A 15,807-nucleotide genomic window follows, 5' to 3' on the forward strand; every position below is an offset into this window, starting at 1 on the left:
GGAGCCGACACCGCGATGACGAGTGTTGCCGATCCGCCCATGTCCCATAGCCAAACGCACAAGGCGGTTGCCGCCCCCGTGGCGGGCACCCGCGATATCCGGCTGGATTTCTTTCGCGGGCTGGCGATGTTCATCATCCTCGCCGCGCACACGCCGAGCAATTTCTTTACAAGCTGGATCCCGGCGCGCTGGGGCTTCTCGGACGCGACCGAGATTTTCGTGTTCTGCTCGGGCATGGCGTCGGCCATCGCCTTTGGCCGCACGTTTGACCGGGCAGGCTGGGCGCTTGGCACGGGGCGCGTGGGCTATCGCGTCTGGCAGGTCTATTGGGCGCATATCGGCATGTTTTTCGCTATTGCCACGCTGATGGCGGGCTTTGACCTGCTCGGCGATTTCGACAAGACTTATATCGGCACGCTCAACCTGTGGAAGTTCTTTGCCGATCCGGGGCCGCAACTGGTGGGGCTGTTCACGCTCACCTATGTGCCCAATTATTTCGACATCCTGCCGATGTATATGGTCATCCTCGTGATGATGCCGCTGATGATGGCGCTGAGCAGAATCAGCGTCTGGGCGGTGTTCGCGGCCGTGGCGCTGATCTGGCTGTTCGCGCAACGCGCGGTGCTCGATACGCTGGGGCTGATGGAGTTTCACCTGGGCTTTCCGGCAGAGCCGTGGTCGGATCGCAAATGGTTTTTCAACCCGTTCGGCTGGCAATTGGTGTTCTTCACCGGCTTTGCCTTCATGCGCGGCTGGTTGCCGAGGCCGCCGGTCAACCGCGTGTTGATCGGGCTGGCGGCGGTGATCGTTATCGCCAATGTTCCGCTATCCAATATCGGCGTGCGCGAATTCGGGTTTGATTGGGCGCGCGACTGGCGCATCGCCAATCGTGAGCTGTTCAACAAGTCCGATTTCGGCATCCTTCGCTACGTGCATTTCCTGTCGCTGGCCTATTTGTGTTGGGCGGCGGCGGGCGATGGCGGGGCGCGGCTCAGGGCAGTGGGCCAGGGGATATTGGCAAGGGTCTGGCCGCCGCTGCTGGCGATGATCCTGAAAGTCGGGCAACAATCGTTGGCGGTTTTCGTCTTCTCGATGGTCTTCGCACGGCTGTCGGGTTTCGTGATGGATCAGGTCGGGCGCAATACCTGGAACATGACGCTGGCCAATCTCATAGGCTTTGGCGCGCTCATCGCGGTGGCCTACACGGTGGCGTGGTTCAAATCCCATCCCTGGAGGGCGGCGAAATGATCCGGCGCGAGGTTCTGCAAGGGCTGGGCGCGCTGGCGCTTTGGCCGGGCATGGCGCGCGCCGACGGCGACACGCCCTTTTCCGAGGCGATGCTTGATGCGCTGGCCCGCGAAGTGGCGGCACAGCCCTATGCCAAGCGCCCCACCGTGCCGCAGGCGTGGCGCGATCTGAGCTATGACGAATACCGCTCGATCTGGTTTCGCAGCAAGGATGCGATCTGGTCCGACACGGATGCGTCGCTCGAACTCGATCTTTTCCTGCCGGGGCTCTATTTCCCGCACCCGGTCGAGGTGAACCTTGTCGAAGACGGCATGGCCCGCCCCCTGCCGTTCGATTTCTCGCTCTTTGACAAGACCGACAAGGCCCCCGATCTGCCGCTTGAGGGCGATCTTGGCTATTCCGGCCTGCGCCTGCGGGCAGAGCTGAACAAGCCGGGAATTTTTCAGGAATACGCGGTGTTCCAGGGCGCGAGCTATTTCCGCGTGATCGCGCGCGATCTGGTCTATGGCCTGTCTGCGCGGGGGCTGGCGGTGAACACCGCCGCGCCCGAGGGCGAGGAATTTCCCGATTTCACCCGGTTTTGGGTGGAAAAGCCCAAGCCTGGCGCGCGGCTGCACCGCATTCACGCGCTGATGGAAAGCCCGTCGGTGACGGGCATGTATCATTTCACCCTCGACCCTTACGGCGAGTCTGCTGATGTCGATCTGCGTTGCACGCTCTGGCCGCGCGCCGATCTGGCCAATGTCGGCATCGCGCCCTTGACCTCGATGTTCTATTTCGACGCCAAGATGCGCGACCGCTTCAACGATTTCCGCCCCGCCGTGCATGACAGCGACGGGCTGACGATCCTCAACGGCAATGGCGAGATGCTGTGGCGGCCGCTGGGCAATCCGCGCAGCTTGCAGGTGTCGAGCTTTGTGGACGATGGCCTGCAGGGCTTTGGCCTGGCACAGCGGTCGCGGCGCTATTCCGATTTCCACGATCTCGAGGCGCAGTATCACCACCGTCCGAGCCTGTGGATCACCCCCGGCGAGGATTGGGGGCGCGGGGCCGTTACGCTGGTGGAAATCCCTACCGACAAGGAAATTTTCGACAATATCGTGGCCTATTGGCGCCCCCGAGAGCCGTTGGCGGCGGGCAGCGAACACGCCTTCAGCTACCGCATGTCCTGGACCGGCGATATCCCCGAGCAAAAGCCGGTGGCGCGGGTTCTGGAGACGCGGATCGGGCGCGGCTTTCCGCTCAATGCGCGGCAGGTTGTCACGATTGATTTCGCCCCCCATGCCGCGCTGCCCGAGGATTACGACGATCTGGTGATCTTCGTGCGCGCCGCCGGGCTGGAGACATCGGAGGGGCTTGTGCAGCGCAACCCCGAGACCGGCGGCCCGAGGCTGGCATTTTCCTTTGATCCCGGCGATGTGGACGGCTCGGAAATGCGCGCGCAGCTTTTCCACGAGGGGCGCGGCGTGAGCGAGGTCTGGCTTTACCGATGGACGGCGTAACCCCCTTTCCCGGCGGCGACGTGATGCCACCGCCCAGCGCGCTGCCCCACCCGGTGCAGGATCTGCGGCGCGCGCATCGCGATCCAAACGCCCCGGCGCTGCGGCCCGTGCGTGGCGTCTGGTGGCGGCGCGCGGCGGCCTTTGTCCCGGCGCTTGCCACCACCGGCGGGCTGTCGCTCGCCTTTGCCGACTGGCTGTCGGATGGCGGCATATGGTGGCTGGAATGGGTGTTGCTGGCGCTGGTGGCGGCGACCTTCTTCTGGGTTGCGCTGTCGGTGGCCACGGCGACGCTGGGGCTTGGCTGTCACCTGATGCGGCGCTGCGGCGGGGTGCGCGATACAAGGGGCGGCAAGCCGCTCGACGTGGCGCTGGTGGTTCCCATCTATAACGAGGATGCCGCCGACGTGTTCGGCAATGCCTGCGCCATGATGCTGGCGCTGCGCGAGGCAGAAACGGCGCATCGTTTCGCGCTCTATATCCTAAGCGATACGCAGGACGCCGCGATTGCGCTCGCGGAGCGGCGCGCCTTTGACCGGCTGCGCCGAGGTCTGCCGCCCGATCTGCGGGTCTGGTATCGCCGCCGCAGCGACAATGCCGCGCGCAAGGTGGGCAATATCCGGCAATGGATCGAGACATGGGGCGGCGCGCATGAGGCGATGCTCGTGCTCGACGCCGACAGCCTGATGAGCGCGGGCGCGATCACGGCGCTGAGCGATGAGATGGCTGCCGATCCCGGCGCGGGGCTGATTCAATCCGCGCCGCTGGTGATCGGGTCCGGGTCACTCTTTGGCCGGATGCAGCAATTCGCGGCCTCGGTCTATGGCACGCTGCTCAGCGCCGGGCTTTCGGGCTGGTCCGGCGGCGAGAGCAATTACTGGGGCCACAACGCGATCATCCGCATCCGCGCCTTTGCCGATTGCGCCGGACTGCCGCGGATGCCCGCGCGGGCGGGGCGGCGCGGTGCGCTGATCCTGAGCCATGATTTCGTCGAGGCGGCGCTTCTGCGCCGCGCCGGATGGACGGTGCGTTTCGTGCCGGGGATCGCAGGCAGCTATGAAGAGCCGCCCGCCACCCTGATTGACTATGCGCTGCGCGACCGGCGCTGGTGCCACGGCAACCTTCAACATCTGCGCCTCTTGGGCACGCGGGGCCTGCATGTGGTGTCGCGGTTTCACCTGCTGCACGGGGCGATCAGCTATCTGCTCTCGCCTGCGTGGTTCATCTTGTTGGTGATCTGGGCGCTTCTGGGCAATGGGCCGGACAGCGTCATCACCTATTTCTCTGCCGATAACCCGCTCTACCCGGTCTGGCCCGAGATGAGCGGCGTGCAATCGGGCATGATCCTGCTGTTCATGTATGCGATGCTGCTTGCGCCCAAGGTGATGGGTGCGCTGGGCGTTCTCATGGGCGAGGTGCCGGTGGTGCGCTTTGGCGGTGTGGCGCGGTTCCTGGTGTCGCTTCTGGCCGAGATCGTGCTGTCGATCCTCTTCGCGCCGGTCATGATGGTGCAACAGGTGGTGGCGGTGTTGCGCACGGTGATCGGCATCCGGCCCATATGGTCGCCGCAGGCGCGCAAGGGCGGCGATTACGCGGCTGTCACGGTGCTCAAGTTTCACGCGCTGGAAACGATGAGCGGGCTGGCCCTGGCGCTGGGGATCGCGGGGGGGCTGGTGTCGCTCTGGCTGGTGCCCATCGCGCTGAGCCTCGGGCTGGCCGCGCCGCTGTCGATGCTCTCGGGGCGGCGGGTCGGGTGGCTGATGGCGACCCCCGAAATGGTCGATCCGCCCGCGATCCTGCGCCGCGCCCGCGCGAGCCGCGCCCTGTTTCGCGCGGCGGATGCCACGGCCATTGCGGCGGAATGAGAGGCCTTACTCCTTGGCGCGCTCCGCAAGTCGTTCGAGGTATCCCATCCGCCAGAGTTGCAACTCGCGGCACATCCGAAGGGTCGGCTTGACGCAGAAGAAGACCGAGCCGAGAATGAAGAGCCAGATCGCCTCGGTCTCTTTCTCGGGCCATAGAAACAGCACCGAGCCCAGCAGAAAGCTGATAGCCGCGATGAAATCCGCCAGCGTGTGTGCGATCTCGTAAATGGCATAGACGCGCCGCGTGTCGGTGTTGCGCTCGCGGTTGCGGTGGTCGAAGAGGCCCATGATCGCGATCCCTGTTTCCGCCGCTTTCCAGGATAGGTGTCGGGCACCACAGGCGCAATTCAAACCAGCCGATCGCCCGGCTCTTGCCCGGCAAAGAACGCATCGAGATTGTCGAGCGCTCGAAAGCCCATCGCGTCGCGCGTCGCGCGGGTGGCGCTGCCGATATGGGGCAGCATGAAGATGTTTTCATTGGCCGCAAAGGCGGGGTTGCCGCCCGGCTCCACCTTGAAGCAATCAAGCCCCGCTGCGGCGATGTGACCGCTCTCGATAGCGGCCAGAAGCGCCGCCTCGTCGATCAGCGCGCCGCGCGCGGTATTGACCACCACCGCCCCCGCAGGCAGGCGCGCGAGACGCTCTGCGTTGAGGAAATCCACGGTATCGGGCGTGGCGGGGCAATGCAGCGACAGGAAATCGGCGACGGCCAGCAGGCTGTCGACATCCTCGTGAAATACAGCGCCCTGTTCCGCCTCGGGCGAGAGGCGGGAACGGTTGTGGTAATGGATCTCCATCCCGAAGCCGCGCGCCTTTTCGGCGAAGGCGCGCCCCACGCGGCCCATCCCCACGATCCCGAGCCGCGCGCCGGTGACCTGCTTGCCGACCATGAAGGAGGGCGACCAGCTATCCCATTGCCCCTGCCGCACCAACCGGTCACCCATGACCGCGTGCCGCGCCGCGCCCAGCATCAAAAGCATGGCAATCTCGGCGGTGGCATCCGAGAGCACATCGGGCGTGTTCGTGACCACGATGCCGCGCGATTTCAGCGCCGCAAGGTCGCAGTGATCGACGCCCACCGAATGATTGGCCACGATCTTCAGCCGGGGATCGAGCCGCGCCACGACATCCGCCGTGAAATGCTCGGAATGACAGGGGATCATGCCGTCCACCCGCGCGCTCATGGCGATGATATCTTCGGCGGTGCCGGGGGTATCGGCGTCGTTCACGATCACCTCGTAATCGCGGCGGGCGCGGTCGAGCGTGGCATCCGACAGGCGGCGCGGGATCCAGATCAGGGGCTTGGGCATGGCTTAGCCCTTGTTCTTGCTAGAGGTCACGAAATCATAGGCCGCGAGTGCTGCGGCAAAGACCGTGACGATCCACAGATCGGTCTCGCCGATCTTGCTGGCGAGGATATAGAGAAACGCGGCCAGAACCGCGAAGGCGAAAAGCGCCAGAACCCTGTTCATGCCATCATCCTTTCATCATGCACCGGCTTGGCCGAGCCAGCCGTGAAACCAGTTTGCCGTGCGCAAGAGCCGCGCATCATTGCCGCGCGCGGCCACCATCTGCACGCCCATCGGCAGGCCGTTTTCCGCCGTGAAGGCGGGCACCGTCACCGCGGGCACGCCGGTCAGCGTCCACAGCCCGTTGAAGATCGCGTCGCCGGTAAATTCCAGCCCCTCGGGCGCGGGGCCGGTGGCGGCGGGGCACAGGATCGCATCGCATCGCTCGAATATCTCGTCGAGACCGGCATAGAGCACATCCGGCCAATCAAGCGCGGCGAGGTAATCGCGCGCAAGAATGGCCTCTCCCTCCTCGATGGCGGCGCGGGTGCGGGGGCCGAGCGCCTCGCGCCCCTTGGCGTAGCGGTGATAATAGCGCGCCATTTCCGCGAAATTGATCCGCGCGCGCTGGTCTGCGGCCTCGTCAAAGGCATTGGGCAGCGGCACCTCGAACACCTGATCGCCCAGCGCCTCGCACAGCTCTGCAAACGCGGCGTGAAGCTGCGGATCGGCGGCATCCCATCCCGGCGGCTTGACGAAGGCAAGCACCGGCTTGACCGGCGGTTTCGAGGTGGCCACGCCGAGCAGATCGGGCACCGGCGCAGGCGTGGTGGCCCGGTCGCCCGCGTCATACCCCATCAGCACCTGCGCGATCATCGCCGCATCGGCGGGCGTGCGCGCGAACACCCCCAATGTGTCGAGCGTCGGCGACTGCATCAGCACGCCGCTGCGCGGGATCGCGCCAAAGCTCGGCTTGAACCCGGTCACGCCGCAGAAAGAGGCAGGCCGGATCACCGATCCGCCGGTTTGCGTGCCCACGGCCAGCGGCACCATCCCATCCGCCACCGCCGCCGCCGACCCCGAGGACGAGCCGCCGGGCGTATGCGCGGGATTGTGCGGGTTGCGTGTGGCACCCGCCTGCATATAGGCCAGTTCGGTCGTCACTGTCTTGCCCATGATGATGGCCCCCGCCGCCCGGAGCCGCGCGACGATGGCCGCATCCTTGACCGGCACGCGCCCCGCATCGAGCGCGCAGCCGTTTTCCGTCGGGATTTTCGCCGTGTCGATGATGTCCTTGAGCGCCACGGGCAGCCCGTGCAGCGGCCCGATGGCATGCCCCGATTGCCGGTGCGCATCGAGTGCGCGGGCTTGATGGCGGACAAATTCGGGATCGAACCACGCCCAGGCCCGCACATCTGCCTCGCGCGCCTCGATCCGGGCGATGCAGGCCTCGGCCAGCTCCAGCGCGCCCAGCGCCCCGCTTGCAAGACGTTCGCGCAGGGCGCAGGCATCAAGGCTCAGCAGAGTGACCTTATTTGCCATACATCAGCTCCGGCAGGTAGAACACGATCTGCGGGTAGATATACATCAGCGCCATCGAGACGAAGACGCAGAACAGGAACGGCATGACCCCCTTGAAAATCTGCGTCAGCTTGATTTCCGGCGGGGCGATCCCCTTGAGGTAATAGGCCGACATGGCCATTGGCGGTGTCAGAAAGCTGGTTTGCAGGTTCAGCGCCACGAGGATGCCGAAAAACAGCGGATCGACCTCGAAGAACTGCAACAGCGGCAGGAAGATCGGGACAAAAATGATGATGATCTCGGACCATTCCAGCGGCCAGCCCAGCAGGAAGATGATAAGCTGCGCCAAGAGCAGGAATTCCAGCGGGCTGAGATCCAGCCCCTGCACGAAGTCCGAGATCAGATGCTCGCCCCCGAGATAGGAGAACACCGCCGAGAAGGTGTAGGAGCCGACAAAGAGCCAGCACACCATCGCCGTTGTGCGCACTGTCAGATAAACGCTCTCGCGCATCCGCTGCCACGTCATCGCGCGATAGACGAAGGCGAGGAAGATGCCGCCCAGCGCGCCGATAGAGGCCGCCTCGGTGGGCGTTGCAAGGCCAAAGAGGATCGAGCCCAGGACCGCGAGGATGAGGAACGCCAGCGGCACGAAGGAGGTGACGATCATCGCGAAGAGCTTGATGCCCGGAATGTCGGGGATTTCCTCCTTGCTCGGCTTTGGTGCGACCGAGGGTTGCAGGATCGAGCGCCCGATCACGTAGGTGAGGTAAAGCCCCACCAGCGTCAGCCCCGGCAAGAGCGCCGCCGCATAAAGCCGCACGATGGACACGTTTGACGCCGCCGCATAGACGATCAGCATGATCGACGGCGGGATGAGAATGCCCAGCGTGCCACCCGCGCAGATGATGCCGGAGGCAAATGACGGATCATAGCGCGCCTTGAGCATGGCAGGCAGCGCCAGCAAGCCCATCAGCGTCACCACCGCGCCGACGATGCCGGTGGCCGTGGCAAACAGCGCACAGGTGATGAGCGCCGCCACCCCCATCGAGCCGGGCATGTTCTTGGCCGCGACATTGAGCGTGGAAAACAGCCGGTCCACGATATTGGCGCGCTCGACGATATAGCCCATGAACAAAAACAGCGGCACGGCGGTCAGAACCTCGTTCGACATCACCGTGAAGGTCTGGTTCACGAATAGATCGAATATTCGGTTGTTGAAAAACCCCTCGAGCCAGAGCGACCACTGGTCCCATGTGCTGGCTATCGTGTCGTCCAGTCGGTTGAACTCGCGCCACATGCGGCGTTCTTCGTAATAGGCGTAATAGCCAAAGCCGATCCCCATCGCCATGAGCGTGAAGGCAATCGGAAAGCCAAGGAACACGAAGACGATAAAAAGCCCCAGCATCATCAGGGCGATTTGCGGATCGGTCATGGATGGGCGTCCTTCTCGGCCTTGGCGGCCTGTTGCATGAGCAGGTCTTCGGTCTCGAACACGTCTTCGTCGGCCGCGAGCCATTCATTGGTGCGCATCGCCAGGATACAGCGGCAGACCTGCGCCAACCCCTGGATGAACAGCAAGATACCGGCGGCCACGATCACCGTCTTGAACTGGTAGATCGGCACGCCTGCCGGGCTGTTGACCGAAACCTCGCCATAGGACCACGATTGCGATGCGTATTTCCAGCCGGAGAAAATAAGCGCGGTCACACCGGGGAAGAAGAAGATGATATAAAGCACGAAGTCGATCTTGGCCTGGTTGCGCGGCTGCCAGAGCCGGTAGAGGAAATCGCCCCGCACATGCCCGCCCCGCGACAGCGTATAGGCCCCGCCCATCATGAAGAGCGTGCCATACATGATGAACGACACGTCAAGCGCCCAGGATGTCGGGTTGTTGAAAAGGTAGCGCACCACGACCTCGTATCCGGTTCCCACGGACATGAGAATGATGAGCCACGCGAATGCCTTGCCGAACCAAGCCGACAGGTTGTCGGCGAAACGTATGAAGCCGATCACGACACGCTCCCGTTATGCTGGAAAAGCGGCCCCGGTGCGGTCAAGCACCGGGGCCTGTTTCGGTCCTGTTTCCCTGACGGCTCAGAGCTTGAGCTTGCCGGGGAAATAGTGATCGTAGGCCAGCTCCAGATCGGGCGCGTTCATCAGCTCGTAATAGGTGACCTGCTCGACCCAGGCGCGCTGGCTGTCGAGAACCCGCTTCATGAACGGATCGGCCTCAAGCTCGGGGATCAGCTTGTCCCAGGCCTCAAGCTGCGCGTTGAGGATGTTTTCCGAGGTGCGGTGAACGGTGACACCGGCCTCTTCCTGCAACCACTTGAGGTCTGCCGAGTAACGACGCATCGCCTTGGCGGTGTTCGCGGTCGACGCGGCCTCGACGCCGTATTTCAGGATCGCGCGCAGATCGGGATCAAGCTCTTCCATGGTGAATTTGGAGAACAGGAACTCGAAGCTTTCCGATGCCTGGTGATAGGACGACAGGTAGTAGTTCTTCGCCACGTCATGCGCGCCGAAATCCTTGTCCGAGGACGGGTTGTTGAATTCGAACGCGTCGATCACGCCCCGCTCCATCGCCGGCACGATCTCGCCACCCGGAAGCTGCGCCACCGACATGCCCATGCTCTGAAGCAGGTCCGCCGCAAGGCCCACGGTGCGATACTTGAAGCCGTTGAGGTCTTCGGCGGTGTTCACCTCGCCCTTGAACCAGCCAAAGGGCTGCGCGAACATCGGAAAGCCCATATAGCCATCGACATCCATGCCGAGAATATCCTGGGTCAGTTCGTCATAGAACGCCTTGCCGCCGCCCTCGTAGAACCAGCTCAGCATCGTGGTGGCCGAGCCGCCAAAGACCGGGCCGGTGCCAAAGAGCGAGGCAGCCTTGCTCTTGCCATACCAGTAGACCGGCACCGAATGCGCGGCATCGAGAACACCATCGTTCACGGCATCGAGCACCTGAAACGCGGCGACAACGGCACCCGCAGGCAGCACGTCGATCTTGAGACGGCCCCCGGACATTTCCTCGACGCGGTTGGCATAGTCCTGTGCGAATTCCTGCCAGATATTCCCGGCACCCCAGGATGTCTGCATTTTCAGCACGATCGGCGCTTGCGCCAATACTGCCGGTGCGGCGAGCGTGCTCGCAGCCGCCACCGGTGCTCCTACCGCCGCGCGGCGCAGGAACGAACGGCGGTCAAGTTTCGCCTTGTCTGTCATGGTTTCCTCCCAGATGGTCATAACATCATGCCTTGGATCAGCACCCCGACTGCGCGGTATCACAGCGCGATTCGGAACCGATCCCCTCCTCTAGCGTTGTCATCGTATCGTGAGGAATTTCAAAAACAAGGGTTTCGGTAAATATATCTGACCAAATGGCGGGCTTGGGGTGCGCGCTGCCGCCTCAATACGGGTGACATGCCCTGCGCGCCGCTGCTAAAGGACGAGGTCAAGGGCGGTGCCCGCCGTGGCCCGATGGGGCGATTTTGCTTGCCTTTCGGCGGGGGACGGGCGACGCAAATGGCCGGGGACAACGAAACAGGGAGACCATAACAATGAAGAAACTGTTGGCGACAGCCGCCGCTCTGGCGCTTGCGGGGGGCATGGCCTCTGCCGAGGTCAAGGTGGGCATGATCACCACGCTTTCGGGCGGTGGCGCGGGGCTTGGCATCGACGTGCGCGACGGCTTCATGCTCGCCATAGAGCAATCGGGCCGCGACGATATCGACGTGGTGATCGAGGACGATCAGCGCAAGCCTGATATCGCGGTGCAGCTTTCCGACAAGATGATCCAGTCGGAAAAGGTGGACGTGCTCACCGGGATCATCTGGTCCAACCTCGCGATGGCGGTCATTCCCGGCGCGGTCGCGCAGGGCAAGTTCTATCTCTCGCCCAATGCCGGGCCCTCGGCGCTTGCGGGCAAGGGCTGTCACCAGAATTATTTCAACGTGGCCTGGCAGAACGACAACCTGCACGAGGCGGCAGGCGCCTATGCCAACAGCGCGGGCTACAAAAACAGCTTCATCCTCGCGCCCAACTATCCGGCGGGGCAGGATGCGCTCACCGGCTACAAGCGGTTCTACGAGGGAGCGGTCGCGGGTGAGGTCTATACCCAGCTTGGCCAGACCGATTACGCCGCCGAGATCGCGCAGATCCGCGCCAGCGGGGCGGATTCGGTGTTCTTCTTCCTGCCCGGCGGGATGGGGATTTCGTTTCTCAAGCAATATGCCGATAGCGGTGTCGGCCTGCCGGTCGTGGGGCCTGCCTTCAGCTTTGATCAGGGGATATTGCAGGCCGTTGGCCCGGCGGCGCTTGGCGTGGTGAACACCTCGCAATGGTCCAAGGATCTCGACAACGCGGCCAACGTGGCCTTTGTCGAGACCTTCCAGGCCAAATATGGCCGCCTGCCGTCGCTCTACGCCAGCCAGGGGTTTGATACCGCGAACCTGCTGATCTCGGCGCTGGAAAAGGCCGATGTATCGGATGCGGATGCCTTCCGCAAGGCGCTGCGCGCCGCCGATTTCGCCAGCACGCGCGGTGATTTCGCCTTTGGTCCGAACCATCACCCGGTGCAGGACATCTATGCCCGCGAGGTGATCCAGGAGGGGGACGTGTTCACCAACAAGGTGATTGGCGTGGCTCTTGAGGATCATGCCGACGCCTACGCGGCCGAGTGCAAGATGTAAGCCCACCCTGCGGCGCGGCGCGCATCATCGCGGGCCGCGCCGAGGCAAGAACAGGCAGGATATGTCCACCATCCTCGTCATCGAGCAGATCCTCAACGGGGTGCAGCTTGGCGTGATGCTGTTTCTCATGGCCGCCGGGCTTACGCTCATCTTCGGCGTCATGGGGCTCATCAATCTGGCGCATGGCTCGCTCTATATGGTCGGTGCCTTTGCGGCAGCCGCGGTGGCAGGGGCGACGGGGTCTTTCCTGCTGGCGTTGCTCGCCGCGCTTGCCGCTGCCGCGCTCGCGGGGGCGCTGATCGAGGTGACGGTCATCCGCAGGCTTTACGCCGCCGACCATCTCGATCAGGTGCTGGCCACCTTCGCGCTTATCCTTGTCTTCTCCGAGGGGGTGCGCTGGGTCTTTGGCTCTTTTCCGCTCTATCTCGATATTCCGCCCATGCTGTCGGGGCCGGTGACCCTGCCGGGGGGGATCGAATATCCGCTCTACCGGCTGGTGCTGATCGGGATCGGGCTGGCGGTGGGCGTGGGCCTGTGGTGGCTGATCGAGCGCACGCGCCTTGGCATCCGCATCCGCGCCGGCGAGAACGACCGCGAGATGATCGCGGCGCTGGGCGTGGACATCTCCAAGCTCTACACGCTGGTCTTTGCCCTCGGCGCGGCGCTGGCGGGGCTGGCGGGCGCGCTGGTGGGCGCGATCCAGTCGGTGCAGGTGGGCATGGGAGAGCCGGTGCTGATCCTTGCCTTCGTGGTGATCGTGATCGGTGGCATCGGCTCGATCCGGGGTGCCTTTGTCGGCGCGCTGCTGGTCGGGCTGACCGAGACGCTGGGCGGCGTGTTCCTGCCCGCCTTTTTCGGCCTCTTCACCGATCCGGCCTCGGCCACCTCGATCGGCTCGTCGCTGGCGTCGATGGCGATCTACGTGCTGATGGGCGCGGTTCTTGTGTGGCGGCCCACCGGGCTTTTCGGGGTGCGGGCATGATCTCCGAACGGGGGCTGAGTTTGGCCGTGCTGGCGGCGCTCGCGGGGGTTGCGGCCCTCGCCGTGGTCACGGACGAGCCGTTCACCATCACGCTCGCCACCAAGGTGGCGATCCTCGCGCTGGCGGCGGCGGGGCTCAATATCGCGCTGGGCCTTGGCGGGCTGGTCAGCTTTGGCCACGCGCTGTTCTTTGGCCTTGGCGGCTATGTCATGGGTATTCTGGCGTGGCACGCCCAGACCTATACGCCGCTCGATCTCGGGCTGTTCGAGGTCGCGGGCACAAAATCCATGCCGGTGATCTGGCTGGTGGCGGTCGCACTCTCGGCGCTGGTGGCGGTGCCCGTGGGGCTTTTGGCGCTGCGCACGAGCGGCGTCTACTTCATCATGATCACCCTCGCCTTTGCGCAGATGTTCTATTATTTCACCATATCCTGGGGCACCTATGGCGGCGAGGACGGCCTGTCGATCTATGTGCGCAACGGCTTTCCGGGGCTGAACACGCTCGATCCGATCCAGTTCTTTGGCCTTTGTTTTGCCATCCTGTGCGGCGTGCTCTGGCTCAGCGCGCGGCTGGCACGGTCGCCCTTTGGCCTGGCACTCAATGCGGCGCGGCAATCGCCCGCCCGCGCCGAGGCGGTGGGGATCGAGCCGATGCGCCTGCGGCTGGTGGCCTTTGTCATTTCGGGGGCCATTGCGGGGCTGGCGGGCGCGCTCTACGCCGATCTCAACCGCTTTGTCAGTCCGGCGATGTTCGGCTGGCACCTGTCGGGCGAGTTGATCGTGCTGGTGATCCTCGGCGGCGTGGCGCGGATCATCGGGCCGGTGGTGGGCGCAGGCGTCTTCGTGATGCTGGAGCATTTCCTCGGGCAGGCGACGCAGTTCTGGCAAATCTGGCTGGGCCTGATCCTGCTTGTGATCGTGCTGTTCGCGCGTGGCGGGATCGTCGGGCTGGTGTCGCCGCGGGGGGGCGGGCATGGCTGATCCGGTGCTGGAGGCGCGGGGCGTCACCAAACGTTTCGGCGCGCTGGTGGCCAACGAGGCGGTCACGCTCGATCTGCGACCGGGCGAGATTCACGCGGTGATCGGCCCCAACGGCGCGGGCAAATCGACGCTGATCGCGCAGATTTGCGGCGCGCTGCGGCCCGATAGCGGCGAGGTTCGGCTGGCGGGCGAGACCATCACCGGCCTCAGCGTCGCGCAGCGTGCGCGGCTTGGGCTGGCGCGCACCTTCCAGATATCGGCGCTGGCGATGGAGGACAGCGTGCTTGAAAACGCCGTACTCGGCGCGCTGGGCGCGACCGGCAGCCCGTGGCACATGTGGCGCGCGGCGCTGAGCCGCTCCGAATTGGTGAGCCGCGCCGAAAACGCACTCGACCGGGTCGGGCTGGCAGAGGCGCGCCACCGCCGGGTGGCCGATCTGAGCCATGGCGAGCGGCGGCAGCTTGAGGTGGCGGTGGCTCTCACGCTGGGCCCGCGCGCCTTTGTCATGGACGAGCCGATGGCGGGGCTCGGCGCCGAGGGGTCGGCGCGGCTGACAGCGCTTCTCGATACGCTGCGGTTTGAGGCCCCGATCCTGCTGGTCGAGCATGACATGGACGCGGTCTTTGCGCTGGCAGACCGCATCAGCGTGCTGGTCTATGGCCGCGTTCTGATGACCGGCACCGTGGCCGAGGTGCGCGCCAGCGCCGAGGTGCGCGCGGCCTATCTGGGGGATGCGGCATGACGCTGCTCGATGTGGCGGGCCTCACGGCAAGCTATGGCGCGAGCCAGGCGCTGTTCGGCGTCGATCTCGCGGTGGCCGAGGGCGAGGTGGTGGCGCTGATGGGGCGCAACGGCATGGGCAAGACCACCACCGTGCGCGCGATCTGCCGGATGATGCCATCGCAGGGGCGGCTTGTCTTTGATGGGCAGGACTTGCACGCGCTGCCATCTTATCGCGCGGCGCGGGCGGGGATCGGGCTGGTGCCCGAGGGGCGGCGCTGTTTCGCCGGGCTTACGGTGGCCGAGAACCTCACCGCCGCCGCCCGCCCCGGCCCGTGGGACATGGCGCGCGTCCACGCGCTCTTTCCCCGGCTGGCAGAGCGCGCGGGCCAGCGTGCCGCGTCGCTCTCGGGGGGCGAGCAACAGATGCTGGCCATCGGGCGCGCGCTGATGACCAACCCGCGCCTTCTGATCCTCGACGAGGCGACAGAGGGGCTTGCCCCGGTGGTGCGCGCCGAGATCTGGGCCGCGATCCACATCGTGCGGGCAGAGACCGGCATGGCGATTCTGCTGGTGGACAAGTCGTTGAAAGAATTGACGCAGATCGCCGACCGCGCCGTGATCCTCGCGCGCGGGCGCACCGTCTGGCAGGGCGCGATGACGGCCCTCACAGCCGAGATCACGCAGCGCCATGTCGGCGTCTGACGCGCCGCCCGCAATCGCGCACGCATCCCCCGGCCAACGCCAAGTGGACTTTGCCCGCAGCGGATTCTATGGCTGATATGAGGGTTTCGGGGGAACGCATGTCAGAAGACCGCCAAGACGAGCGCGAGGTGATCGCCCTTCTGGCCGTCGCGGACAGGGCGGCCTTCGAGCGTGTCTATCGCAAGCATAATGCCGCGATGCTGCGGCTATGTGCGGGGGTCGTCAAAAATCAGGCCACCGCCGAGGAAATCGTTCAGGAAACATGGGTTGCGGTGCTGGAGAATATCGCGGGCTTCGAGGGCCGATC

General features: G+C 64.8%; 16 protein-coding genes. 9 read left to right on the top strand and 7 right to left on the bottom strand.

Annotated elements, in window-relative coordinates; all coding sequences use genetic code 11:
- Positions 1-39 precede the first annotated feature (39 nt).
- The 3 genes from ABIE58_RS11720 to mdoH are packed head-to-tail and all read left to right on the top strand — an operon-like array spanning position 40 to position 4,612.
- On the top strand, positions 40-1,248 hold the full coding sequence (locus ABIE58_RS11720; protein ID WP_354544905.1) for an OpgC family protein: 1,209 nt from the start codon (positions 40-42) through the stop codon (positions 1,246-1,248).
- Positions 1,245-2,750: an OpgD/OpgG family glucan biosynthesis protein gene (locus tag ABIE58_RS11725; protein WP_354544906.1), complete on the top strand. Its 1,506-nt coding sequence runs from the start codon at positions 1,245-1,247 to the stop codon at positions 2,748-2,750. Before ABIE58_RS11720 ends, ABIE58_RS11725 begins: the two co-directional genes overlap by 4 nt.
- The gene (gene mdoH, locus ABIE58_RS11730; RefSeq protein WP_354544907.1) at positions 2,738-4,612 is read left to right on the top strand and encodes a glucans biosynthesis glucosyltransferase MdoH; all 1,875 of its coding nucleotides are present in this window, start codon (positions 2,738-2,740) and stop codon (positions 4,610-4,612) included. The genes ABIE58_RS11725 and mdoH overlap by 13 nt, the downstream gene beginning before the upstream one ends.
- Positions 4,613-4,618: 6 nt before the next feature.
- Here the strand turns inward: mdoH and ABIE58_RS11735 are convergent, their stop codons facing one another.
- The 7 genes from ABIE58_RS11735 to ABIE58_RS11765 form a co-directional block, all read right to left on the bottom strand.
- Complete coding sequence (locus tag ABIE58_RS11735; protein WP_354544908.1) at positions 4,619-4,900, bottom strand: YrhK family protein; 282 nt, start codon at positions 4,898-4,900, stop codon at positions 4,619-4,621.
- Between the two features lie 59 nt (positions 4,901-4,959).
- Positions 4,960-5,922: a 2-hydroxyacid dehydrogenase gene (locus tag ABIE58_RS11740; RefSeq protein ID WP_354544909.1), complete on the bottom strand. Its 963-nt coding sequence runs from the start codon at positions 5,920-5,922 to the stop codon at positions 4,960-4,962.
- A gap of 3 nt (positions 5,923-5,925) precedes the next feature.
- Complete coding sequence (locus ABIE58_RS11745; protein ID WP_354544910.1) at positions 5,926-6,084, bottom strand: hypothetical protein; 159 nt, start codon at positions 6,082-6,084, stop codon at positions 5,926-5,928.
- A gap of 15 nt (positions 6,085-6,099) precedes the next feature.
- Positions 6,100-7,443, bottom strand: coding sequence for an amidase (locus ABIE58_RS11750; protein ID WP_354544911.1), 1,344 nt, complete (start codon positions 7,441-7,443; stop codon positions 6,100-6,102).
- Entirely contained in the window at positions 7,433-8,854 is a 1,422-nt protein-coding gene (locus ABIE58_RS11755; protein ID WP_354544912.1) for a TRAP transporter large permease, read from the bottom strand. Before ABIE58_RS11755 ends, ABIE58_RS11750 begins: the two co-directional genes overlap by 11 nt.
- Positions 8,851-9,435, bottom strand: coding sequence for a TRAP transporter small permease subunit (locus ABIE58_RS11760; RefSeq protein WP_354544913.1), 585 nt, complete (start codon positions 9,433-9,435; stop codon positions 8,851-8,853). The genes ABIE58_RS11755 and ABIE58_RS11760 overlap by 4 nt, the downstream gene beginning before the upstream one ends.
- A gap of 81 nt (positions 9,436-9,516) precedes the next feature.
- A complete protein-coding gene (locus tag ABIE58_RS11765) occupies positions 9,517-10,647 on the bottom strand; it encodes a TRAP transporter substrate-binding protein (protein ID WP_502950088.1) in 1,131 nt (376 codons plus the stop codon).
- 335 nt (positions 10,648-10,982) lie between these two features.
- On the opposite strand from ABIE58_RS11765, the gene ABIE58_RS11770 reads away from it, so the two are divergent.
- The 6 genes from ABIE58_RS11770 to ABIE58_RS11795 all read left to right on the top strand — a co-directional run.
- The gene (locus ABIE58_RS11770) at positions 10,983-12,113 is read left to right on the top strand and encodes an ABC transporter substrate-binding protein (protein WP_354544915.1); all 1,131 of its coding nucleotides are present in this window, start codon (positions 10,983-10,985) and stop codon (positions 12,111-12,113) included.
- A 61-nt stretch (positions 12,114-12,174) separates the two neighbouring features.
- Positions 12,175-13,095: a branched-chain amino acid ABC transporter permease gene (locus ABIE58_RS11775; RefSeq protein ID WP_354544916.1), complete on the top strand. Its 921-nt coding sequence runs from the start codon at positions 12,175-12,177 to the stop codon at positions 13,093-13,095.
- Complete coding sequence (locus ABIE58_RS11780) at positions 13,092-14,075, top strand: branched-chain amino acid ABC transporter permease (protein ID WP_354544917.1); 984 nt, start codon at positions 13,092-13,094, stop codon at positions 14,073-14,075. Before ABIE58_RS11775 ends, ABIE58_RS11780 begins: the two co-directional genes overlap by 4 nt.
- Positions 14,068-14,817, top strand: a complete 750-nt coding sequence (locus ABIE58_RS11785) for an ABC transporter ATP-binding protein (protein WP_354544918.1) — start codon at positions 14,068-14,070, stop codon at positions 14,815-14,817. The genes ABIE58_RS11780 and ABIE58_RS11785 overlap by 8 nt, the downstream gene beginning before the upstream one ends.
- On the top strand, positions 14,814-15,500 hold the full coding sequence (locus ABIE58_RS11790) for an ABC transporter ATP-binding protein (RefSeq protein ID WP_354544919.1): 687 nt from the start codon (positions 14,814-14,816) through the stop codon (positions 15,498-15,500). Before ABIE58_RS11785 ends, ABIE58_RS11790 begins: the two co-directional genes overlap by 4 nt.
- A 98-nt stretch (positions 15,501-15,598) precedes the next feature.
- Positions 15,599-15,807: sigma factor (locus tag ABIE58_RS11795; protein WP_354544920.1), on the top strand; the 209-nt coding region annotated here is incomplete at its 3' end.

It is taken from the genome of Roseovarius sp. MBR-78 (assembly GCF_040547535.1).
In the GTDB taxonomy this organism is placed as follows: domain Bacteria; phylum Pseudomonadota; class Alphaproteobacteria; order Rhodobacterales; family Rhodobacteraceae; genus Roseovarius.